The 21,327-nt window shown below is 75.3% G+C and carries 18 protein-coding genes; 10 read left to right on the forward strand and 8 right to left on the reverse strand.

Annotation, left to right across the window (positions count from 1 at the left end; translation table 11 throughout):
* Window positions 1-7 precede the first annotated feature (7 nt).
* Window positions 8-394: a VOC family protein gene (locus ABT014_RS00950; RefSeq protein WP_350635405.1), complete on the reverse strand. Its 387-nt coding sequence runs from the start codon at window positions 392-394 to the stop codon at window positions 8-10.
* A gap of 292 nt (window positions 395-686) precedes the next feature.
* Here ABT014_RS00950 and ABT014_RS00955 point away from each other — a divergent pair, with 292 nt between their 5' ends.
* Window positions 687-1,358: a lysophospholipid acyltransferase family protein gene (locus ABT014_RS00955; protein ID WP_350635407.1), complete on the forward strand. Its 672-nt coding sequence runs from the start codon at window positions 687-689 to the stop codon at window positions 1,356-1,358.
* A gap of 64 nt (window positions 1,359-1,422) precedes the next feature.
* Here ABT014_RS00955 and ABT014_RS00960 read toward each other — a convergent pair whose 3' ends face one another.
* From ABT014_RS00960 to ABT014_RS00985, 6 genes are all read right to left on the reverse strand, one after another.
* A complete protein-coding gene (locus tag ABT014_RS00960; RefSeq protein ID WP_350635409.1) occupies window positions 1,423-3,234 on the reverse strand; it encodes an ABC transporter ATP-binding protein in 1,812 nt (603 codons plus the stop codon).
* 120 nt (window positions 3,235-3,354) lie between these two features.
* The gene (locus ABT014_RS00965) at window positions 3,355-4,128 is read right to left on the reverse strand and encodes an SDR family NAD(P)-dependent oxidoreductase (RefSeq protein WP_350635411.1); all 774 of its coding nucleotides are present in this window, start codon (window positions 4,126-4,128) and stop codon (window positions 3,355-3,357) included.
* Between the two features lie 107 nt (window positions 4,129-4,235).
* Complete coding sequence (locus tag ABT014_RS00970) at window positions 4,236-5,222, reverse strand: zinc metalloprotease (protein ID WP_350635413.1); 987 nt, start codon at window positions 5,220-5,222, stop codon at window positions 4,236-4,238.
* 275 nt (window positions 5,223-5,497) lie between these two features.
* The gene (locus ABT014_RS00975; protein ID WP_350635414.1) at window positions 5,498-6,382 is read right to left on the reverse strand and encodes an SDR family oxidoreductase; all 885 of its coding nucleotides are present in this window, start codon (window positions 6,380-6,382) and stop codon (window positions 5,498-5,500) included.
* Window positions 6,379-7,308: an alpha/beta fold hydrolase gene (locus ABT014_RS00980; RefSeq protein WP_350635416.1), complete on the reverse strand. Its 930-nt coding sequence runs from the start codon at window positions 7,306-7,308 to the stop codon at window positions 6,379-6,381. The genes ABT014_RS00975 and ABT014_RS00980 overlap by 4 nt, the downstream gene beginning before the upstream one ends.
* On the reverse strand, window positions 7,305-8,837 hold the full coding sequence (locus tag ABT014_RS00985) for a flavin-containing monooxygenase (RefSeq protein ID WP_350635418.1): 1,533 nt from the start codon (window positions 8,835-8,837) through the stop codon (window positions 7,305-7,307). Before ABT014_RS00985 ends, ABT014_RS00980 begins: the two co-directional genes overlap by 4 nt.
* A 155-nt stretch (window positions 8,838-8,992) precedes the next feature.
* On the opposite strand from ABT014_RS00985, the gene ABT014_RS00990 reads away from it, so the two are divergent.
* The 3 genes from ABT014_RS00990 (at window position 8,993) to ABT014_RS01000 (ending at window position 12,460) form a co-directional block, all read left to right on the forward strand.
* Window positions 8,993-9,748, forward strand: a complete 756-nt coding sequence (locus ABT014_RS00990) for a MerR family transcriptional regulator (RefSeq protein ID WP_350635420.1) — start codon at window positions 8,993-8,995, stop codon at window positions 9,746-9,748.
* A 460-nt stretch (window positions 9,749-10,208) separates the two neighbouring features.
* Window positions 10,209-11,441: an MFS transporter gene (locus tag ABT014_RS00995; protein WP_350635422.1), complete on the forward strand. Its 1,233-nt coding sequence runs from the start codon at window positions 10,209-10,211 to the stop codon at window positions 11,439-11,441.
* Between the two features lie 173 nt (window positions 11,442-11,614).
* Window positions 11,615-12,460, forward strand: coding sequence for a DMT family transporter (locus ABT014_RS01000; protein WP_350635974.1), 846 nt, complete (start codon window positions 11,615-11,617; stop codon window positions 12,458-12,460).
* 28 nt (window positions 12,461-12,488) lie between these two features.
* Here ABT014_RS01000 and ABT014_RS01005 read toward each other — a convergent pair whose 3' ends face one another.
* Window positions 12,489-13,259, reverse strand: a complete 771-nt coding sequence (locus ABT014_RS01005; RefSeq protein WP_350635424.1) for a (2Fe-2S)-binding protein — start codon at window positions 13,257-13,259, stop codon at window positions 12,489-12,491.
* A gap of 312 nt (window positions 13,260-13,571) precedes the next feature.
* Between ABT014_RS01005 and ABT014_RS01010 the strand changes: the two genes are divergently transcribed.
* The 6 genes from ABT014_RS01010 to ABT014_RS01035 all read left to right on the forward strand — a co-directional run bounded on the left by ABT014_RS01010 (window position 13,572) and on the right by ABT014_RS01035 (window position 21,320).
* Window positions 13,572-14,768 carry an ATP-grasp domain-containing protein gene (locus ABT014_RS01010; RefSeq protein ID WP_350635426.1) on the forward strand — a complete coding sequence of 399 codons (1,197 nt, stop codon included), beginning with the start codon at window positions 13,572-13,574 and terminating at the stop codon, window positions 14,766-14,768.
* Window positions 14,765-16,441, forward strand: coding sequence for an IucA/IucC family protein (locus tag ABT014_RS01015; protein ID WP_350635428.1), 1,677 nt, complete (start codon window positions 14,765-14,767; stop codon window positions 16,439-16,441). Before ABT014_RS01010 ends, ABT014_RS01015 begins: the two co-directional genes overlap by 4 nt.
* Window positions 16,442-16,497: 56 nt before the next feature.
* On the forward strand, window positions 16,498-18,267 hold the full coding sequence (locus ABT014_RS01020; protein WP_350635977.1) for an IucA/IucC family protein: 1,770 nt from the start codon (window positions 16,498-16,500) through the stop codon (window positions 18,265-18,267).
* Complete coding sequence (locus tag ABT014_RS01025) at window positions 18,264-19,454, forward strand: type III PLP-dependent enzyme (protein WP_350635430.1); 1,191 nt, start codon at window positions 18,264-18,266, stop codon at window positions 19,452-19,454. Before ABT014_RS01020 ends, ABT014_RS01025 begins: the two co-directional genes overlap by 4 nt.
* A 128-nt stretch (window positions 19,455-19,582) precedes the next feature.
* On the forward strand, window positions 19,583-20,386 hold the full coding sequence (locus ABT014_RS01030) for an inositol monophosphatase family protein (RefSeq protein ID WP_350635980.1): 804 nt from the start codon (window positions 19,583-19,585) through the stop codon (window positions 20,384-20,386).
* 187 nt (window positions 20,387-20,573) lie between these two features.
* Window positions 20,574-21,320: a hypothetical protein gene (locus ABT014_RS01035; protein WP_350635432.1), complete on the forward strand. Its 747-nt coding sequence runs from the start codon at window positions 20,574-20,576 to the stop codon at window positions 21,318-21,320.
* Window positions 21,321-21,327: the final 7 nt, after the last annotated feature.

Genomic DNA, 21,327 nt, shown 5'->3' on the forward strand with positions numbered 1-21,327 from the left:
CGAGGGTCTAGGGCAGCGGTCTGCCCTGGGGGGCACGGCTGAGTTCCAGGTACTCGACGACCAGGCCGTCCGGGTGCCGCAGCCGGCGGGCCCGGCCGTGCGGCATCGGGGGCAGTTCGCGGACCAGTTCGGCGCCGTGGGCGAGGAGTTGCTCGGTGGCTCCGGCCAGCGAGTCGACCGTGAAGACCATGCCGACCTCGCGGGCCGGGGCGAGCGCCGCCTCGGCTCCGCTGAGCACCAGGACCGGCCCGACCACCGTCCCGGTCAGGCCGCTCGCCGCCACCCGCAGGGTCGGCCCGGCGACGGCGCCGGTGAGCGACTGGTAGAGGAGCACGGTGTCGGTGTGCCGGGCCTCCTCGGTGAAGACCGGCACCAGGGCAGTGTTGATCGGCATGACCGCCCCCCAGGGGTCGACACGGGTCGGTGATCCTCCGTCCACACGCTAACCGGTGGCGGGGCGCCCGACCGGGCTTCCCGGCAGATCCGCGGCGGGCGAGGCCGTCCGGGGCCGCTGCGCCACCCCCGGCACCCCGCCGCGTGGCCGAGCCCGCACGGGGAGTGACGAGAATCGCACCCGTCCGCCGACCGGAAACAGTGGACGGGCCCCGGGGGCCATGTCGTAACCTGCGAGCTGACCTCGGCCCCCGCAGGGCCGAGCCCGTGAGCAGGTCGGCCGGGGAGGGCCCATGATCAACCTCATCACCAAGCTCGTGCTCAAGCCGCTCGCGAGGACGGTCTACCGGCCGGTCATCGAGGGGCTGGAGAACGTGCCGCGCAAGGGTGGGGTGATCCTGGCCAGCAACCACCTGTCCTTCATCGACAGCGTGGTGATCCCGCTGACCGCGCCGCGCCAGGTGTACTTCCTCGCGAAGGCGGAGTACTTCACCGGCACCGGGCTCAAGGGCGCGATCGTCCGCTCGTTCTTCACCAGCGTGATCAACGCGGTGCCGGTCGAGCGCGGCACCTACCGCTCGGCGGCCGCCTCGCTGGAGCAGGCGCTGGAGATCGTGCAGAGCGGCAAGGCCTTCGGCATCTACCCCGAGGGCACCCGCTCGCTAGACGGCCGGCTCTACCGCGGCAAGACCGGGGTGGCCTGGCTGGCGCTGACCGCCGGCGTCCCGGTGGTGCCGGTCGCGCTGGAGGGCCCGCAGGACATCCTGCCGGTCGGCCGCAGGATCCCCCGGGTCCGGCAGGTGACGGTCCGCTTCGGCAAGCCGCTGGACTTCTCCGAGCTGCACGGCCAGGCCCGTTCGGCCAAGGCCCGGCGCCAGGTCACCGACGAGGTGATGGCCGCGATCCAGGAGCTCTCCGGCCAGGAGAACGCCGACACCTACAACGAGCTGCCCAAGGCCGCCTGACCCGGCACACCGCCGCCTGTCGCCGCCCCGGCCCGCTGCCGACCTCCCCCGGCGATTGCGAGCCTCAGGCCGGCAGCGGGGCCTCCTCGCGGCGCAGCAGCGCGGCGTAGCGCCCGCCCAGCGCCAGCAGGTCGTCGTGGGTGCCGAGTTCGGCGATCCGGCCGCGGTCCAGGACGGCGATCTGGTCGGCGCCGCGGATGGTGGAGAGCCGGTGCGCGATGGTGATCGTGGTCCGGCCGGCGGCCAGCGCGTCGATGGCCTGCTGGACGGCGAGTTCGGTCCGGTTGTCGAGCGCGCTGGTGGCCTCGTCCAGGATCAGCACCGGCGGGTTGCGCAGGATGGTGCGGGCGATCGCCAGGCGCTGCTTCTCGCCGCCGGAGAAGCGGTAGCCGCGCTCGCCGACCATGGTGTCGTAGCCGTCCGGGAGCGCCGAGATCAGCTCGTGCACCTGGGCGGCGCGGGCGGCGGCGACCAGTTCCTCGTCGGTGGCGCCGGGCTTGGCGAAGCGCAGGTTGTCGGCGATCGAGGCGTGGAAGAGGTAGGTCTCCTGGGAGACCACGCCCACCGTGTCGGCCAGGGTGGCGAAGGACAGCTCGCGCACGTCGGTGCCGTCGATGGCGACCCGTCCCCCGGTCACGTCGTACAGCCGGGGCACCAGGTAGCTGAGGGTGGTCTTGCCCGAGCCGGTCTCGCCGACCACGGCGAGCGAGCCGCCGGCCGGGATCTTGAGGTCGATGCCGGCCAGGGTGGGTCGCTCCTGCTCCGGCTGGTAGCGGAACTCGACGTCCTCGAAGGTGACGTCGCCGCGAAGCTGCCCCGGGCGCGCCGGGTGCGCGGGCTCGGCGATCTCGACCGGCAGGTCGAGGTACTCGAAGATGCGCTGGAACAGGGCCAGCGAGGTCTGCACCTGGACGCCGGTGGAGAGCAGGCTGACGGTGGGCCGGAACAGGCCCTGCTGGAGCGAGACGAAGGCGACCAGGGTGCCGATCGACACGATCGGGGCGCCGCCGGCCGCGGTGAGCCCGGCCGCCCAGTAGATCAGCGCGGGCATCGCGGCCATCACCACGCCGATGGTGGACATCCGCCAGCGGCCGGCCATGCTGGAGCGCACCTCCAGGTCGGCGAGCTGGTCGGACTGCCGGGTGAACTCGCGGGAGAGCGAGTCGGAGCGGCCCATGGTCCGGCCGAGCAGGATCCCGCTGACCGACAGCGACTCCTGGACGGCGGAGCTCATCGCCGCCAGCTGCTTCTGCCGCTCGGTGGTGATCTTCTTGCGCTCGTTGCCGACCCGGCGGCTGATCCAGACGAACGCCGGGAGCAGCAGCAGCGAGACCACCGTGAGCCGCCAGTCGAGCGCGACCATGGCGACCACGCTGGCCACCACGCTGGTCAGGTTGGAGACCAGCGAGGTGGCGGTGGAGGTGACGGTGGACTGCATGCCGCCGATGTCGTTGGCGATCCGGGACTGCACCTCGCCGGTGCGGGTGCGGGTGAAGAAGGCCAGCGACATCCGCTGGAGGTGGGTGTAGACCGCGGTGCGCAGGTCGTGCATGACCCGCTGGCCGACGGTGGTGGAGATCAGCGTCTGGAGCACGTTGAAGACGCTGTTGACCACCGCGGCGGCGATCATGCCGAGCACCAGCAGGGTGAGCAGGCCGGTGCGGCCCTGCGGGATCGCGGTGTCCAGCACGGCGCGCAGCAGGAACGGGGTGGTCACCGAGACCACGGCGGAGGCGGCGACCAGCAGGCCGACCACGGCCAGCCGGCCCCGGTACGGGCGGAACAGCGCCGTGATGCGGCGCAGCTGGGCGGGTGGTGCGGGCTCGCCGGGCCGGGGTTCGGGCGGGGTCCAGTCGGTGCTGCGGTCGGGGCGCAAGGGCGGCCTCCATCGGCGCGGGTGGGCGGGGAGCCAGCATACCGAGCCAGGCTCATGGTTAGACAAACTAATAATGAGCCTCGCCGTATTCCTGCTCCTCGGCACCCGCGCCGCGGCCGCTCAGTCGGTGCGGTAGGTGCGGGCGGCCTTGGAGGAGAGCCCGCCGAGCTTGCCGGTGGGCAGCAGCCGGGCCACCGCGACCGCCACCTTGTAGCGCTTGCCCGGCACCGAGAGTGAGCGGTTGCGGGCCAGGTCGCGCAGCGACTCGTCCACCACCCGGTCCGCGGACAGCCAGCCCCAGGCCGGCACGTTGGAGGTGCCCATCCCGGCCCGCTCGTGGAACTCGGTGCGGGTGAAACCCGGGCAGAGCGCCTGCAGCCGCACCCCGCTGCCGCCGAGGTCGCGGGCCACGCCCTGGGTGAAGCTCACCACCCAGGCCTTGGTCGCGCCGTACGTCCCGCGCGGCAGGAAGGCGGCGACCGAGGCCACGTTCACGATCGCGCCGCGCCCGCGCTCGCGCATCCCCGGCAGCGCGGCGCTGGTGGTCCGCAGGATCGCCTCGACGTGCACCTTGAGCATCTCGAGCTCCTGCTCCACCGGGACGGTGAGGAAGGCGCCCCGGTTGCCGAAGCCGGCGTTGTTGATCAGGAGGTCGACCGGCCGCGCGCCGTCGCGCACGCGATCCTCGACGGCGGTGATGCCCTCGTCGGTGGACAGGTCGGCGCGGAGTGTCTCGACCTGCACGCCGTACTTCTTGGCGAGTTCCTCGGCGGTGGCCGCCAGCCGCTCGCTGTCGCGGGCGACCAGGACGAGGTCCCGCCCGTCCTTGGCCAGGCGGCGGGCGTAGGCGGCGCCGATGCCGGCGGTGGCGCCGGTGATGAGAGCTGTGGTCATGGACAGACCGTACTGGCTGGTAGCGCGGTGCGCACCGGGGCCCGGCGCGGGCCGGCACCGGACCGCGGGGAGCGGTCCGGTGCCGGCCGGGCGGTGCCGCGCGGGGGTCAGGCGCGGTAGGAGGCCCAGGAGTTGGTCATCCGGGTGACCTGACCCGGGGTGAACTGGGTCATGCAGGAGTCGTAGGTGTAGTCCATGAAGTTGTGGATCGGGTCGGCGCCGGCGGCCGAGCAGGTGTTGCGGCCGGTCGGGCACTCGAAGGCCGCGCTGGCCTCGGCCGGGGTGTCGCTGACCGAGTCGCCGCTGCCGCTGCACCCGCCCTGGAAGGTGTGGTAGAGCCCGAGCCAGTGGCCGATCTCGTGGGTCGCGGTGTCGCCCTGGTTGTAGTTGGCCGCCGAGCCGCCGGGCAGCGAGGCGTCCAGGATCACCACGCCGTCCATGGTCGGCTGCGAACGGTAGGAGCTGGGGAAGGTGGCCCAGCCGAGCAGCCCGTCGCCGAGGCTGGCGGTGTAGATGTTGAGGGTGTTGGCACCGCCCTTGTGCAGGGCGGTCTTCATGGCCTTCTCGGCCGAGGTGCCGTCGGTGATGCCGTTGTACCAGGCGGCCTTGTCGGTGTAGTCGGTGGAGACCAGCTGGAACGTGAACGGGCTCGCGGTGTTGCCCGAACCCTGGCCGCCGTAGGCCGCGTTGAGGACCGCGATCTGGTTGCTGATGGCGCTCGCCGAGAGCTTGCCGGTGGTGCCGCTGTGGATCACGTGGAAGTACACCGGGATGGTGGTGGCGGCCAGGCCCGGACCGTCCGAGGAGCGGCGCAGCTGCTCGACGGTGGACTTCAGGTCCGCGTCCATCGCCTTGACCTGCGCGGCCGTCAGCGAGTTGGGGTCGTGGGCGGTGGAGCCCTCGGCCTGGCGGGCGGCGGCGTCGGTGTGGTCGGCCGCCTGGCCGTCGACGCACTGCGCGGCGGCCGGCGCGGCGGCGGCCGTGGAGAACGCGGCGGGTGCCGCGAACTGGGCGGCGCCGAGGGCGGCGGCGAGGGCCGTGACGCTGAGGATCCGGTTGGCGACGCGCATGGCGGAGCGGGCAGGACGAGACATCTGCTCTCCCGGGGGATGTGGGGGGTGGCGGATTGGGGCCGCCGAGCAGAGGTTAAGTTCTGCCGCCGCGTACACGTCAGGTGCGTTCCGGCCGCGAAATCCTCCGGACAAACACCCCAAAGTCCGGATGTTTACCGGGTGTTGAGCCATGCCAGATGGAAGCTTTACGTCCGGGCAACATCACCGGAACGCCGACCCGCTGGCCGGAAACCGCCCCCGCACGGCCGGCGGGCCGCCCCCGGTGTCCGGGGGCGGCCCGCCGTGCGGAGGCGCGGTCAGGCGGGGCGGTGCGCCGCCGAGTCCGCCTCGCCGCCGGCTCCCACCGGGCGCAGCCGGTCGGCCGCGGTGGCCTTCAACTCCGGGGCCAGCCTGGCCACGTCCCGGGCACCCACGGCGGCGATCAGGCTCGGCAGCAGCCAGCGGACCGGCTGCATCCCGCGCAGCCACGGCTGCGCGTACACGTGCGCCGAGCGGCGGGCGATCCCGGCCACCAGGCGGTCCACGGCCGGCTCCAGCGGGTAGGTCTTGCTGGCCGGCCAGGGCAGCCGGGCCCGCATCTGGCGCAGCACGGTGTCCTGGTCGGCGCCGCGAACCATGTCCGTGTCGGTCCAACTCAGGTACCCGACACCGACCTTGACCCCCTGGTAGGCGACCTCGGCGCGCAGCGAGTGGGCGAACGCCTCCACCCCGGCCTTGCTCGCGCAGTACGCCGCCATCAGCGGCGCCGGGGTGATCGCGGCCAGCGAGGCGATCTGCAGCAGGTAGCCCCGGCTCTCGGCCAGCGCGGGCAGGAAGGCCCGGGCGGTGGCCACGCTGCCGAGCAGGTTGACCTCGATCACCCGGCTGAACGCCCGGTGGTCGCTGTCCAGCAGCGGGCCGCCGATGGCGATCCCGGCGTTGGCGACCACGGCGTCGATCCGGCCGTACCGCTCCTTGATCCGCTCCGCGGCGGCGGTCAGCGCCGCCAGGTCGGTGACGTCGGCCTCCCAGGACGAGGCCTCGGGGCCGCACCGGTCGGCAGCCGCCTTCAGCTCGGCGGGCTCCAGGCCCACCAGCGCGACCCGGGCGCCCTGCTGCGCCAGTTTGCGGGCCGTCAGCGCACCGACGCCACGGGCGGCGCCGGTCACCACGACCACCTGGCCGGCGAGGGACGGGCTCATCCGACATCACTCCTCTGCTCCGCGGAAACCAGTTCGACGATGCGGCGGATCTCGCCGGCCACCTCGGCCGGCCGCTCCACCGGGGCCATGTGGCCGACCCCCGGCAGTTCCAGCAGCCCCCGCGGGTCCGCCAGGGCCGCGTGCATCCGCCGGGCGTGCACCGGCGGGGTCAGCCGGTCGTGGGTGCCGACCACCACGGCGGTGGGCACCGCCAGCGCGGCCAGCCCGGCGGTCAGCTCCACCGTGCCGAGCACCTTGGACCAGCCGTACCGGGTGCCGGTCGGGCAGGCGTGCACCACCTTCGCGCAGGCCGCGACCTGCGCGGGCGGCGTCGCGGGGCCCATGGTGGCGTACTTGAGCAGCGCCCGGCTGACGCCGTTGGCGGGCCCGAGCGGCAGCCGGGACTCCAGGATCAGCTGGTGCAGCCGGCGGCGCAGGCGCACCGGGCGGACGGCGTCCGGCACCACCCGCAGCTCGGCCACCAGGTCGCTCGCACCGGTGCTCACCAGCACCGCGCCACTGGTCCTGGCGACCACCTGCGGGCGGTCGGCGGCGGCCATCACGGTCATGCCACCCATGCTGTGGCCCGCCAGCACGGCCCGCTCGCCGGCCGGGACGAGCGCGGTCAGCACGGCCTCCAGGTCGTCCGCCAGCTTGGCGGTCGAGTAGCCGGGCGCGCCGTGCGGCCGGTCGCTGCGGCCGTGGCCGCGCTGGTCGTAGGCCACCACCCGGTGGTCGGCGGCCAGCCGGTGGATCACCGGGGCCCAGAACGCCACCGAGCAGGTCCAGCCGTGCGCCAGCACCACCGTGGGGGCGCCCTGCGGGCCGTACGTCGCGGTGTGCAGCCAGGTGCCGTCGGCGGAGCGGACCCGGCGGGTGTCCGCGGAGGCGGGCAGCAGGTGCGGGTCGGCGGGGACGGTGGTCATGCCGGGACCTCCTCGGTGACCGGGGCGGTGCGCTTGATCAGCTCGTACTCGCCCAGGTCCACCCGGCGGGTGGCCCGGCGGAAGGAGCTGGTGGAGCCGGGCCACAGCACGGTGTTGCGCCCGGCGCCGTCCAGGTACCAGCTGCGGCAGCCGCCGGTGGTCCAGACGGTGCGGCCCATCCGGTGCTGGAGTTCGAGGTTCCAGTGCCGCTGCGCCCGTTCGGTGGGCTGGAGGGCGGTGGCGCCGACCGCGTCGAGCGCGGTGAGCGCGTCGACCAGGTAGTTCAGCTGGGACTCGATCATCAGGATCATCGAGCTGTTGCCGAGGCCGGTGTTGGGGCCGATCACGAAGAACAGGTTGGGGAAGCCCCGGACGGTGGAGCCGCGCAGCGCCTCCATGCCGTCCTTCCACTCCTGCGCGAGCGCCCGGCCGCCGACGCCGAACACCCGCTGGGCGATGGGCATGTCGGTGACGTGGAAGCCGGTGCCGAAGACGATCGCGTCCACCTCGTGCTCGCTGCCGTCGGCCGCGACCAGGGTGGAGCCGCGCACCTCGCGCAGGCCGGCGGCGACCACCTCGGCGTTGGGGGCGGCGAGCGCCGGGTAGTAGGTGTTGCTGAGCAGGATCCGCTTGCAGCCGATCCGGTAGTCCGGGGTGAGCTTGGCGCGCAGCGCCGGGTCGGCGATCGACTTCGCGATGTGCCGCTCGGCCACCCGCTGCACCAGCCGCAGCGCGCCGGGGCGCCGGACGAAGGCGTCCACCTGGAGCTCCCGCAGGGCGAACAGGGTGCCCCGGCGGAGCTTGCCGGTCGGCGGGATCCTGCTGTGCAGCCACTTCTCCAGCCCGGAGATCTCCCGGTCGGCGCGCGGCAGCACCCAGCCGGGGGTGCGCTGGAAGACGGTGAGCCGGCCCACCCGCGGCTGGATCGCGGGCACGATCTGGGCGGCGGAGGCGCCGGTGCCGACCACGGCGACCCGCTTGCCGGTCAGGTCGTAGTCGTGGTCCCAGCGCGAGGAGTGGAAGACCTTGCCGGGGAACTCCGCGAGGCCCGGCAGGTCGGGGATCTGCGGGTCGGCCAGCGGGCCGGCCGCGGAGACCACCGCGTCGGCGGTCCACTCGCCGCGGCCGGTGCGGATCCGCCAGCGGGCCGGGCCCTCCTCCCAGCGCAGCTCCAGCACCTCGGTGTCGAAGCGCAGGTGCGGGCGCAGGCCGAAGGTGTCGGCGACCCGCTCCAGGTACGCCCGGATGTCCGGCTGGCCGGAGAAGCTGCGCGGCCACTCGGGGTTGGGGGCGAAGGAGAACGAGTACAGGTGCGAGGGCACGTCGCAGGCGCAACCGGGGTAGCTGTTGTCGCGCCAGGTGCCGCCGACCGAGGAGGCGCGCTCCAGGATGACGAAGTCGGTGATGCCGGCGCGGCGGAGCCGGACCCCGGCGCCGAGGCCGCCGAAGCCCGAGCCGACCACGGCCACCCGCACGTGCGGGGTGGCGACCGGCGGCGGGGTGGGGGGCTGCTTGGTGCGGGGAACCATGCGGCGGACCTCCTGCGGCGAGGGGGGTGGGGGATGCACCGGGCGAGAACCTTGCCAGTAATCACTGGCACGATTGGCAGAGTAGCCCGTGCGGGCGGTTCCCGGAAGAAGGCGGAGCACATCGGTTCGGCACCCGCCCGGCCTATGCTGTCGGCGTGGCGGACACCGAGGAGATCGAGCAGGCGGCCGGCCCGCGCCGGTACCGGGTGGAGGAACTGGCCGAGGCCGCCGGGATCACCGTGCGCACGGTGCGGTTCTACCGCGAGCGCAAGCTGCTCCAGCCGCCGCGCAAGGAGGGGCGGATCGCCTGGTACGGCGAGGAGCACCTGACCCGGCTCCGGGTGATCGCCGAACTGCTGGAGCGCGGGCACGCGTTGGGTGGCATCGCCGAACTGATCGGCGCCGGCGAGAGCGGCCGGGAGGTCGCCGAGCTGATCGGCCTGCAGGACGCGATCACCGCGCCCTGGTCGGACGAGACCCCGGTGCACCTCGACTGGTCCGAGCTGCAGGCCGCCTTCGGCGAGCAGCTGACCGAGGAGAACACCGCCGAGTCGATCGCCCAGGGCTACATCACCGTCGAACCGGACGGCATCACCCACATCAGCCGGCGTCTGATGGAGGCCACCACCGCCCTGGTCGGCGAGGGCGTCCCGCTGGCCGCGGTGCTGGCGGCCAGCCGGACCGCGCAGGAGCACGCCGACGCCATCGCCGAATCCTTCGTCTCGCTCATCGCCGACCAGCTGCTGGGCCCGCTCGACCAGGTGGAGCGGCTCTCCCCCGCCGAGGCGGCGCGGCTGCGCGACCAGATCCTCCGGATCCGGCCGCTGGCCAGGGCGGTCGCCGACACCCAGTTCACGCTGGCGATGGACCGCCGGGTGCGGGCCGAGCACGAGCGGCTCGGCCGGCACTGAGCAGGCCCGGACGCTTGCCGCCCGCCACTCCACCAGGTTAGGGTTACCTAAGCTCAGGCACCCGCGAGGGTCGCCGTCCGGCTTCGGTGCCCGCGCGAGGGGTCTCGCGGTCACCGGCGATCCCACGGCCCCGTCCACCCGGTGATGGTCCATCGGGCGGGCGGGGCCGTCGGCGTTCCTCCGCCCCCGGCACCCGCCGTCGGCGTCCCCATCCTGAGCACCCCGCCGTCGGCGTTCCCCGCCCCCAGCACCCCGGCGTCGGTGATTCACCCGAACCGCCTTGGCGGCTCCTCCAACACCCCCCGGCCCGCCGCCCGCCCCGCTGGGCGATCCCACGCTTCCCGGCCGCCCCGGCGCCCCCGTAGGTTCGAGGCTCACCCGCGAGCTGCCGGACCAGCCAGGGCCGACGGACGGGAGGCGGGCGCCCCGACGCGGCCCCGCCTCCGGGGGGTGGCGGTCGATGGCCGCTGTCACGACGTTCCGCACCGCCGTACGCCTGACCGGCCGCCCGGTCCTGCTCTGGTCGCTGCTCGGCCGGCTGCCCAACGCCATGGGCCCGATCGGCAGCCTGCTGCTGGTCAGCCACAACTCCGGCTCGGTCTGGCGGGGTTCGATCGTCTCCGGCACCCTGGCGGTCTCCCAGGCCCTGGCCGGCCCACCGGTCGGGCGGCTCGCGGACCGGCGCGGCCAGCGCGTGGTCGGGCTGGTGGCCGCGGCCGTCAACGCGCTCGCGATCCTCGCCCTGGTCCTCGCCTCCGAACAGGGTCTGCCGCTGCCCTGGCAGCTCGCCCCGGCCGCACTGATCGGGCTCTCGGTGCCGCTGATCGGCCCGCTCTCGCGCAGCCGCTGGATCCAACTCGCGGGCGGCAATCGGGAGTCCGGCGCCGCCGCGATCTCGCTCGACGGCATCATGGACGAGATCAGCTTCACCGTCGGCCCGGCCCTGGTCGGCCTGCTGGCGACGCTGGCCGACCCGGCCGCCGGGATGCTGCTCGGCGCCGCCCTGGTCGGCGTCTGCGGCACGCTGTTCGCCCTGCACCCGACCGCGCCCACCGGCAGCCGCGACCGCCGCAAGCGCTCGGCGGGCGGGCTGCGGAGCGCCCCGTTCGCGCTCCTGCTGGCCGGGATGGCGCTGCTCGGGGTCTGCTTCGGCTCCGTGCAGGTCGGGGTCACCGCCATCACCGCGGACCTCGGCCGCCCCGGCGCGGCCGGCCTGCTCTACGGCCTGATCGGCCTCACCAGCTCGTTCGCCGGGGTGGCCACCGCCGCCCTGCCCGCCCGGTACGGGCTGGCGCTGCGGCTGCGGGCGGGGACGCTGCTGCTGCTCGTCGCCGCCCTGCCGCTGCCGTGGACCACCGACCTGACCGGCCTCGCGCTCGGCGTCGGCTTCCTCGGGGTGGCGGTCGCACCGCAGATGATCACGATGTTCGGCCTCACCGAGCGCACCGTCCCCGCCGAGCGCCTCGGCGAGGCGATGGCCGCCCTGGTCAGCAGCATCACGCTGGCCCAGTCCGTCGGCACCGTCCTGGCCGGCCGGCTGGCCGACGGGTACGGGCCAAGGGCGCCGTTCCTGCTCACCTGCGCGGCCGCGGCGCTGGCCGCGCTGCTCGCACTCGCCGGCGCCACCGAGACCCGTTTCCGGCGCCGGGAGCACCGCCCGGCCACCCGACCGGCCACCGCGGCGGCACGGTAGCGCGGCGCCCCCGGGGCACGAGGGAAATCGCCTTCCCGGTCCGCCCCGGCGCCCCGTAGGTTGGCCGGATGGCGCTCTCCGACCCGACCCCGTCCGACCCGACCCCGTCCGACGCGGCCCCGCCCGACCCGACCCCCTCCGGCCCGACCCCCTCCGGCCCGGACCGCAAGGCGCTGGCCGCCGCGACCACCACGGTGGTGCTCTGGGCCTCGGCCTTCGTCGCGATCCGGGGTGCGGGCGAGCACTTCGGTCCCGGCGCGCTGGCGCTCGGGCGGCTGCTGGCCGGCTCGGTCGCGCTGGTGGTGCTGCTGGCCGTCCGGGGCGAGGGGGTGCCGCCGCGGGCCGCGTGGCCGGGGATCGCCGCCAGCGGGCTGCTCTGGTTCGGCGCGTACATGGTGGCGCTCAACTGGGGCGAGCAGCAGGTGGACGCGGGCACCGCCGCGATGGTGGTGAACATCGGCCCGGTGCTGATCGCCCTGCTCGGCGGCCGGTTCCTCGGCGAGGGCTACCCGCCGAAGCTGCTCGCCGGGATGGCGGTCTCGTTCGCCGGCGCCGTGGTGGTCGGGCTCTCCGTCTCGGGCGGTGGCGGGGGCGGGAGTTCGACCCTGGGCATCGTGCTGTGCGTGATCGCCGCGATCACCTACGCCGGTGGGGTGGTGTCCCAGAAGCCCGCGCTGCGGCACGCCTCGCCGCTCCAGGTCACCACCTTCGGCTGCCTGGTCGGGACGGCGGCCTGCCTGCCGTTCGCCCCGCAGCTGGTCGACCAGCTGGGCCGGGCGCCGCTGTCGGCCACCCTCGGGGTGTTCTACCTGGGCCTGTTCCCGACCGCGCTGGCGTTCACCACCTGGGCGTACGCGCTGGCCCGCACCACCGCCGGACGGATGGGCGCGACCACGTACGCGGTGCCCGCGCTGGTGGTCCTGATGGCCTGGGCCGTCCTGGGCGAGGTGCCGGGCTGGCTGACGCTGGCCGGTGGGGCGCTCTGCCTGGCCGGCGTGGCGGTCTCGCGACGGCGCTGAGCCCGGCCAGCAGCCCCGGCCGCGCGGCTCAGGCCTCCAGCCGGGTCACCCGCTCCTCGTCGGTGGTGCGCGGGCAGGTCAGGCAGGCCTGGGCCGGGTCGACGGCGTAGTAGAGGCAGCAGCCGGCCCTGGTCCTGGTCCAGTGGCTGCGCCCCGCGGTGCCGGGCAGCCGGCGGAACTCGGCGGCGCCGGGGAACGGCGGGGTGTCGCCGGGCAGCACGGCGGCGGCGGCCTCCACCGCGTGGTCCTCCTCGCCCAGCACCCGGCCCAGGTACCAGATCCCGGAGAGCAGGTCGTCGGCGGCCATCCCCCACAGCGCCCGCGGCCCGCGCCGCACGTACGGCTGGAAGGCGGCCAGCACCGGCCCGAGGTGCTCGGCCAGCGCGGTGCGCAGCTCGGACTCGTCGCCGACCACCCAGTCGCCCGGGCGGACCGCGAGGCGGCCGTCGGCCGGGTCGATCCACAGGTCGGTGGCGCGCAGCTGCGGCACCTGGCGCTCCAGGTACCAGGGGCCGCTGACCAGCAGGCACACCGACCAGAGGTAGTGGTGCAGGATCCGGGAGGCGGCCACGTGGGTGCGCGGGGCCCGGCCGTGCTCGGCGGCGATCCGCGCGCTCTCGCCCGCCACCAGCTCCTCGACCGAGCAGGCCAGCGTGTCGGCTCTGCGCCAGCGCCCGCCCTCGGGCGGCCGTACGGCGAGTTCGACCCGGAGCGCGCCGTCGCAGGCGGCGAACAGCAGCCGATAGGTCTCGGCGAGTTCGTCGGCCCGGCTGCGCTGATCGGCCGTCAGTTGGAGCATCTGGACTCCCGACAAGGACTAAGGTGAGGCTCACCTTAGTCCATAACTGACGGAGGGTCGGGCCGGCACAGGGGTGAATCCGAGAATTTGACACATTTAGGTCGCCCTCACCTAGATTGAGCCCGTTCCGGCCGGTCGCCGCGGCCCGGACCGGAGGGGTGGCGGGCGAGGGCGGAGCACGACCCGGTGGACCCCGGTGTGACGGGGGCCGGCCCGGTGAAGAAACCAGAGTGTCTTCCCCGTGCCGAAGCAGCCCACTCCGGCCCGGTCGGCGCAGCCCGCCGTCCGGCCCGACGACCACTGCGAGGATCCATGCGGCTGTACCTGCTCGCCCTGAACCCCACCGACTCGGTCACCCTCGGCTTCCTGCCCGCCGCCACCCGGCTCGGCCTGGACGTCACCGTGCTGACCGACTGCGCCCAGCCCCACCGGGCGGCCTACGCCGACCTGGACCGGGCCCCCGAGGTGGTGGAGTGCGCGGTGCAGGACTTCCGCGAGGTGGTCGGCCTGATCTCCCGGCACGCCCCGCCGGACGCGGTGTTCAGCAACAGCGACCACCTGCAGACCCAGACCGCCCTGGCCGCGGCCTACTTCGGCCTGCCGGCCAAGGACTGGCGGGCCACCCTGCGGGCCAAGAACAAGGCCGAGCTGCGCCGCCACCTGGCCGCGACCGGCCTGGACGCGGTGTGGTCCGCCGAGCTCGCCCCCGGGCAGGATCCGGCCACCCTCGCACCGCCCTTCCCCTGCGTGCTCAAGCCCCGCGAGGGGGTCGCCAGCGAGGACGTCGCCCTGGTCGGTGACGCCGCCGAACTCGCCCTGCGCTGCCGGGAGATCCAGCAGCGCCGGCCCGGCGCGGCGCTGCTGGTCGAGGAGTTCCTCCCGGGCGGCCTGCACACCCTGGAGACGCTCGGCGACGGCGCCACCCGGCTGGTGCTCGGCGGCTTCCGCACCACCCTCTCGCCGCCACCGCACTTCGTCGAGGAGGCCCTGGAGTACGTGCCCGCGCACCCGCCCGAGGTGACCGCCCAGGTGCTCGCCCAGCTGGACGCCGTCGGAGTCGGACTCGGCGCCTGCCACACCGAGTTCGTCGTCCAGCCGGACGGCCGGGCCCGGCTGGTCGAGGTCAACTACCGTGCCATCGGCGACCAGTGCGACCTGATGCTGGAACACCTGCTCGGCGTACCGTACTTCGAGCTGGTGCTCGGCGCCCACCTCGGCCGGCCGCTGCCGGCCGGCCTGCGCCCGCGCACCGACCGCCGGGCCCGCAACCGGCCGGTCTGCGCCGACCGGGCCGGCACGCTGACCGCCGCCCCCGGCCCGGCGTCCTGGGAGGCCGACGGCGTCCGGTTCGGCTACCGGCCGACCCGCGCGGTCGGCGAGCACCACGAGCACTACCGCACCAACCGCGACTACCTGGGCGTCGCCTGGGCCGTCGGCCCCGACCAGCGGGCCGCCGACCTGGCGGTCGAGCGGTTCATCGCCGCCCACCACTGGGAGGTCACCCCGTGACCGAGGCCCGCGCGCTGACCCTGCGGGTGCTCGACACGCTGCTCCGCGAGGACGTGGTGGGGCTGCGCACCGCCGCCGTCCCCGAGCAGCGCGCGGACGGCACCTGGCTGCGGGCCGGGCGGCTGGCCCTGCCGGTCGCCGCGGACGGCTTCCAGAGCGAGTACGCCGCCCGGCTGCCGCTGCTGGAGGCCGACGACACCCCGGTCACCGAACTCCCGCTGATCCTGGCCGAGGTGGCCGCCCTGGCCGACCCCGAGGACCGGGACGGGCACCGGGCGTTCGCCGAGGAGTGCCGCGAGGCGCTCGCCGCCGTCCGGCTGCACGCCCGCGCCGAGGCCGGCACCCGGGCCGCGCTGGCGCAGCGCTACGGCGCCGACACCGCCGACTGGCGGGGCCCGGGCCCCGCGCTCGCCTTCGACACCCTGGCCGCCTACCTCGACCACCCGGTCTACCCGACCGGCCGCGCCCGCACCGGCCTGGACGAGCCCCAACTGCGTGCATACGCACCCGAGTTCCACCCCTCGTTCGAGCTGCGCTGGCTCGGACTGCCGGCCTCGGCGGTCACCCTGCGGTGCGCGGACCGGCTGCCCGACTGGTGGCCCCGGGCGGAGCGGCTGGGCCTGCCGGCCGACCTGCTGCCACTGCCGGTCCACCCGCTGACCGCCGGGCGGGCGGCCGGCCTGCTGCCGCCCGGCGCGGTCCTCGCCGACCGGCCCCACCTGGCGGTGGTGCCGACCCTGTCGATGCGGACCGTCGCCGTCGCCGACGCCCCCGACCACCACCTCAAGCTGCCGCTCGACACCGCCACCCTGGGCCTGCGCAACCGCCGCACCATCAAGCCCGGCACGCTGGCCGACGGCGCCGCCGGACAGCGGCTGCTGGAGGCCGTACTGGCCCGCGAACCCCGGTTCGCCGGGCGGATCCTGCACGCCGACGAGCAGTGCTGGGCGCACGCGGGCCACGAACTGCTGGCCGTCCTGCTGCGCCGCCAGCCGGCCGCCCTCGCCGGCGCCGTCACCGTGCCGCTGGCCGCACTGACGGCCCGCGCCCCGGGCGACGCCCTGGTCGTCGACCAGCTGGCCGACCGGTACTACGGCGGTTCGGTGCCCGAGCTCTACCGCGACCTGGTGACCCTGCTGGTCGACTGGCAGACCACGCTCTTCGGCCACGGCATCGCCCTCGAATCGCACCAGCAGAACACCTCGCTGGTGCTCGACCGGCCCGCCGGCCGCACCCGGCTGCGGCTGCTGCTCAAGGACAACGACGGCCTGCGGGTCAACACCCGGCGCCTGGGCGAACTCGCCCCGTACGCCGCCGGGTTCGACGACCGGCGGATCCTGGTCGAGGACGACCGGCCGCTGACCGACCTGTTCACCACCATCACCGGCCACCTGTGCACCGCGGCGCTCGCCTTCGCCCTCGCCCGGCACGGCCGGGCACCGCTCACCGGCAGCCTCCGCGTACTGCGCGCCGCCCTCACCGAGGCGGTCGAGCGGCTCGGCCCGGCGGGCGGGCCGCTGCGCACCCGACTGCTGGACGCCGACCGGCTCCCGGTGAAGGCGATGGTCACCGCCGGCACCCTGCAGAGCAAGGAGCGCTCCGGGGCCGCCGACATCAACAAGCACTACACCACCGGCCCCAACTACCTCCGCCGCCCCGGAGTCGCCGGGTGACCGCCCCGGTCCGGGGTGAACCCACCCCCGGCCGCCCCGACCCGCTGGAGACCACGATGCCCACCCGGACCGCCCGCCAGCAGTCGGGCCTCGCCCCGTCGGCGGCGCCCACCACGCTGCCCACCGCCGAGCACGCCGTGGCGCACACCCTGCTCAACTGCCTGCTGCGGGAGGTCTCCGGACCGGAGCACCAGACCGCGGTGGCGGACGGCCGGCTGCTGCTGCGGCTGCCCCGGACCGGCGTGGTGCTCCGCGCCGCGCTGCGGCGCACCGCGCTCAGCGGCGCGCACCGCTTCACCGGCCCCGTCCAGGAGGAGACCCGCACCGGGCCGCGCGAACTCGGCTGGCAGGAGCTGGCCGAACGGATCCACGCCGAGCTCACCCTGCGCAGCGGCGCCGGAAACCCCGAGTTCCTCGCCCAACTGGCGTCCAGCCACGCCGGGGTGGCGACCGCACTGGCCGAGCGCCCGGCCCCCGGGGCGGACCGCTACCTGGAGTCCGAGCAGGCCCTGCTGTTCGGCCACCGCTTCCACCCCTCGCCCAAGTCCCGGTCGGCCGAACGCGGTACCTGGACGGACTACGCCCCCGAGACCCGCGCCGCCTTCCCGCTGCACCACCTCGCCGTCCGCACCGACCTGGTCGCCGAGGACAGCTGCGACCCGGCCGCCACCGCACTGCTGGACGGGCTGCGCCCGGTACCGGCCGGCTACCGGCTGCTGCCGGCGCACCCCTGGCAGTACCAACTGCTCGGCGAGCACCCGCGGCTGCGGGCCGCGCTCGCCCGCGGCGAGCTGCTCGACCTCGGCCCCGGCGGCGAGCCGTTCACCCCGACCGCCTCGGTGCGCACGCTGGCCGGCGCCGGGGGGTTCCTCAAGTTCAGCCTGAACGTGCGGATCACCAACTGCCTGCGCAAGAACGCCGCGTACGAGCTCAGCGGCGCCGTCGCGCTGACCCGGCTGCTGGCCGGACCGCTGGCCGACCTGGGCCGGCGCTTCCCCGGCGCGGCGATGCTGCGCGAGCCCGCCTTCCGCACCGTCGCGCTGCCCGGCCCGGACGGCTCCCCCGACACCGCGCTGTTCGAGGGCCTCGGCGTGATCGTCCGCGAGGGGGCGGCCGGGCCGCTGCTCCCCGGACTCACCCCGCTGCTCGCCGCCGCCGTGGCGGACGAGTACCCGACCAGCTCGGCGCACATCTCGGTGCTGCTGGACGGCGCCGGACCGCGGCAGGCGCGGCAGTGGTGGGCCGCGTACCTGCGCCTGCTGGTGCCGCCGGTGCTCGCCGCCTACTTCGACCACGGGGTGGTGCTGGAGCCGCACCTGCAGAACGTGCTGATCTGCGTGGACGGCTCCGGGCACCCGGGCCAGGTGCTCCTGCGCGACCTGGAGGGCACCAAGCTGCTGCCCGGCCGGAACGCCGCGCTGCTGGCCGCGCTCCCGCCGGAGGTCGCCGGGCCGATCCGCTACGACGCCGGGCGCGGCTGGGACCGGGTGGTCTACTGCCTGCTGGTCAACCACCTCGCCGAGCTGCTGGCCGCGATCGCCGACCGGCACCCCGAGGCGGAGGCCGCGCTCTGGGCGGAGGTCCGCGCGGTGCTCGCCGAGTGCTCGGCCGCGCTCGGCGCGCCGCCCCGGCTGGCGGCCCTGCTGGACGGCGTCCCGCTGCCCGCCAAGGCCAACCTGCTGACCCGCTGGGAACGCCGGGCCGACCGGGAGGCCGGGTACATCCGGCTGCCCTCGCCGCTGGCCCCATCGGTGCTGGCCGGCTCCGTGCCGGCCCTGCCGCTGCCCGCCCAGCCCGCCCACGGCCGGCGGGAGGCGCTGCGGTGAGCGCCGACGTCCTACGGCTGGCCGACTCGCTCGACCCCGAGCAGCTGCCCGCCTACCTCTACGACCTGTCCGCCCTGCGCACGCACGCGGCGGCGGTCCGGGCCGCGCTGCCGCCCCGGGTCGAGCTGTACTACGCGGCGAAGGCGAATCCCGCGGCCGAGCTGCTGCGCGCGCTGCACGGGCTGGTGGACGGCTACGAGGTCTCCTCCGGGGGTGAGTCGGCGCACGTCCGGGCGGCCGTACCGGGCGCCGTGCTGGCCTTCGGCGGCCCCGGCCGGACCAAGGACGAGATCGCGGCGGCGCTGGCGGCCGGGGTGCAGCGCTGGCACGTGGAGAGCGAGCGCGACCTGCATCTGCTGGCCGAGACCGCGCCCGGCCCGGTCGACCTGCTGCTGCGGGTCAACCTGCCGGTGCCCGCCGGCACCCTGGACTCGGTCGCGCTGGCCATGGGCGGGCGGCCCAGCCCGTTCGGCCTGGACCCGGAGCGGGTCGAGGCCTGCCTGCGGCTGCTCGCCCGCCCGGAGTACGCCCGGCTGCGGCTGCGCGGCGTGCACGCCCACCTGGCCAGCGGGCTGCCGGCCGCCGAGCAGCTGGCGGTGGCCCGCCGGGTGGTCGACTGGTCGGCCGCGCTGGCCGCCCGGCACGGCGTACCCCTGGCGGAGGTCAACCTCGGCGGCGGGATGGCCGTGGACTACGCCGACCCGGCCGCCCGGTTCGACTGGCCGGCCTTCGGCGCCGGCCTCGCCGCCCTGCTGGCGGAGCATCCCGGCCTCACCCTGCGGATCGAGCCCGGCCGGTCGCTGACCGCCTACTGCGGCTGGTACGCGACCGAGGTGCTGGACGTGAAGCACAGTCACGGCGAGGACTTCGCGGTGCTCCGCGGCGGCACCCACCACCTGCGCACCCCGGCCACCCGCGGCCACGACCAGCCGTTCACCGTGCGCCCGGTCGCCGGCTGGCCGCACCCGTGGCCGCGCCCCGCGGCCACCACCGGCCGGGCCACCCTGTGCGGCCAGCTCTGCACCCCGAAGGACGTCCTGGCGCACCGGGCGCCGGTGGGCGCGCTGCGTGCGGCCGACCGGGTGGTCTTCGCGATGGCCGGGGCGTACGCCTGGAACATCTCGCACCACGAGTTCCTGATGCACCCTCGGCCCGGCTTCCACTTCCTCGACCCGGACGGGGACTGAGGGCGCCGCCGGCCGTCCGGCCGGGCGCTCCGGGGCCGCCCGGCGCCCGGCCGGACGGGTCCCGCCGCAGGTCCGCGCCACGGGGGCGTGCAAGAGTGGTACCAGGCGAAAGGAGCGGTCTGGTGCTGATGGAGAAGGTGGCGGAGATCCTCGTCGAGGCGTCAGCCGCGGCGGTGGAGCCCCGGTTCCGGGCGCTGGCGACCGGCGAGGTGATGGAGAAGGCGCCGGGCGAGCTGGTCACGGTGGCCGACCGCGAGGCCGAGCAGCTGATCACCCGGCGGCTGCGCGAGCTGCTGCCCGTACCGGTGGTCGGCGAGGAGGCGGTCTCGGCCGACCCGGACCTCGCCCGGGCGCTCGGCTCCGAGCCGGCCGTCTGGCTGGTCGACCCGATCGACGGCACCGGGAACTTCGTGGCCGGGCGCCCCGAGTTCGCCGTGATGGCCGCGCTCGTCCGGGACGGCCGGACGGTCGCCGCGTGGATCTGGCAGCCCGTGAGCGGCACCGCGTACGCGGCGGAACTCGGCTCCGGCGCCTGGCGGGACGGCCAGCGGCTGCACCGGGAGGCCTCCGCCGACCTCCCGGAGAAGTGGCACGGCCTGCTGAAGAGCCGCTTCCTCGACCCGGCCACCCACCACCAGCTGCAGGCCAGGGCGCGGGCCTTCGGCCGGCTGGAGGAGGGCCTGCGCTCGGCGGGCATGGAGTACCCGCTGCTGGCGGACGGCGGGCTGGACTTCATCCTCTACTGGCGCACCCTGCCCTGGGACCACGCCCCTGGCTCGCTGCTGGTCAGCGAGGCCGGCGGCGTCTCGGCCCGGCTCGACGGCACCCCCTACCGGCCCGAGCCGCCGGGCTGCGAGGACGGCCTGCTGGTGGCCGCCGACCCGGCGATGTGGGAGCGGGCCCGCGACATCCTGCTCGGCCAGGCCGGCTAGGACTGTTCCGGGAGGCGGGCGCGCCGTCGATCCGGACACGAAGCACCCTTGCGGCGCCAGGCCTCGGCGCGGCCGGTCGTTCGGGTGACGTTCCCGCGCGGCGGCCCGGCGGGATCGACGCGCCGGGGGAGCCTGCTGCGTGACGGCCGCTCGTCGGGAGCGGCCGCACCGGATCACGGAGTCCCCCATGCGCCCTTCGTCCCGCTCCGCCGCGCTCGCCTGCGCCGCCCTGTCCGTCGCCGCCCTGGTCGCCCCGGCCCCCGCCGCGCTCGCCGACCCGGCACCGCAGCCCCCGGCGGCCCGGTACCTCAACCTGCACCAGTGCGTCTGGAACGGCCCGTTCCTGCCGAACAGCTTCGACCTGATGACCACCGTGGTCCCGAGCGGCGACGGGCGGTTCAAGGCCGGGACGAACGTCTCCGGCAGCCCCGACCCCGCCCCCGTGTGCGGGAGCGGGGACGGGACGTACGAGCTCAACGTCTACCGGGCCGCCGAGGGCTACGACCTGGCCGCCGGACGCTACCTGAACCTGCACCAGTGCGTGTACTACAGCGACTTCGACCAGAGCCACCTCACCACCACGGTCTCCACCACCGACTTCAAGTTCACGGCCGGCACCCATGTCTCCGACACCCGCGACACCGCGCCCAGGTGCAGCGACGGGGCCGGCACCGCCGACCTCCTCCCGCTGCTGTCGAGCGCCACGCCCCTGGACCTGACCGCCGGCCGCTACCTGAACCTGCACCAGTGCATGTACTGGTTCGACGGCCGCCGGGACCACTTCACGACCGTCGCCGCGAGCGGGGACGGGCGGTTCAAGGCCGGGACGAACATCTCCGACACCCCCGACACCAAGCCCTCCTGCGGTCCCGGGGACGGCCGGTACCAGCTCATCCCGCTGCTGTCGGGCGTCAAGGCCCTGCCCATCCGCTGAGCCCCGG

The sequence above is a fragment of the Kitasatospora sp. NPDC094015 genome, assembly GCF_040304075.1.
Lineage (GTDB): Bacteria > Actinomycetota > Actinomycetes > Streptomycetales > Streptomycetaceae > Kitasatospora.

Coding starts and splice junctions, on each gene's coding strand:
- ABT014_RS01020 (WP_350635977.1), top strand. CDS start 16,498: ATGCCCACCCGGACCGCCCGCCAGCAGTCGGGCCTCGCCCCGTCGGCG.
- ABT014_RS01030 (WP_350635980.1), top strand. CDS start 19,583: ATGGAGAAGGTGGCGGAGATCCTCGTCGAGGCGTCAGCCGCGGCGGTG.
- ABT014_RS00995 (WP_350635422.1), top strand. CDS start 10,209: ATGGCCGCTGTCACGACGTTCCGCACCGCCGTACGCCTGACCGGCCGC.
- ABT014_RS00975 (WP_350635414.1), bottom strand. CDS start 6,382: ATGAGCCCGTCCCTCGCCGGCCAGGTGGTCGTGGTGACCGGCGCCGCC.
- ABT014_RS00970 (WP_350635413.1), bottom strand. CDS start 5,222: ATGTCTCGTCCTGCCCGCTCCGCCATGCGCGTCGCCAACCGGATCCTC.
- ABT014_RS00955 (WP_350635407.1), top strand. CDS start 687: ATGATCAACCTCATCACCAAGCTCGTGCTCAAGCCGCTCGCGAGGACG.
- ABT014_RS01005 (WP_350635424.1), bottom strand. CDS start 13,259: ATGCTCCAACTGACGGCCGATCAGCGCAGCCGGGCCGACGAACTCGCC.
- ABT014_RS01010 (WP_350635426.1), top strand. CDS start 13,572: ATGCGGCTGTACCTGCTCGCCCTGAACCCCACCGACTCGGTCACCCTC.
- ABT014_RS01035 (WP_350635432.1), top strand. CDS start 20,574: ATGCGCCCTTCGTCCCGCTCCGCCGCGCTCGCCTGCGCCGCCCTGTCC.
- ABT014_RS00985 (WP_350635418.1), bottom strand. CDS start 8,837: ATGGTTCCCCGCACCAAGCAGCCCCCCACCCCGCCGCCGGTCGCCACC.
- ABT014_RS00980 (WP_350635416.1), bottom strand. CDS start 7,308: ATGACCACCGTCCCCGCCGACCCGCACCTGCTGCCCGCCTCCGCGGAC.
- ABT014_RS00950 (WP_350635405.1), bottom strand. CDS start 394: ATGCCGATCAACACTGCCCTGGTGCCGGTCTTCACCGAGGAGGCCCGG.
- ABT014_RS00965 (WP_350635411.1), bottom strand. CDS start 4,128: ATGACCACAGCTCTCATCACCGGCGCCACCGCCGGCATCGGCGCCGCC.